Below are 255 nucleotides of genomic sequence, written 5' to 3'. Positions count from 1 at the left end.
AAAACAATGAGGCGCTACGCGAAATTGCGCAGCATACCTGTATCCCGATTGCCACAGGCGAGCGGATGTTCAGCCGCTGGGATTTTAAAAACCTGCTGATGGACGGGTACGCGGATATTATCCAGCCCGATTTGTCGCACGCGGGGGGTATTACTGAATGCAAGAAGATCTTGTCAATGGCCGAAGCCTTTGATGTGGCCGCCGCGCCGCACTGTCCGCTCGGGCCGATCGCGCTGGCTGCCTGTTTGCAGGTGG

General features: G+C 57.3%; 1 protein-coding gene. It reads left to right on the top strand.

The features are described from left to right. Positions 1–255, top strand: a 255-nt coding sequence (locus tag ACTIE6_RS13200) for an enolase C-terminal domain-like protein (RefSeq protein WP_439557086.1), incomplete at both ends; no start/stop codon positions are given.

Origin of the sequence: Dyadobacter sp. (assembly GCF_051859145.1) — a bacterium.
GTDB lineage: Bacteria > Bacteroidota > Bacteroidia > Cytophagales > Spirosomataceae > Dyadobacter.
The sequence above is the reverse complement of the archived record's forward strand: the minus strand, read 5'-3'. Positions and strand labels throughout refer to the sequence as shown.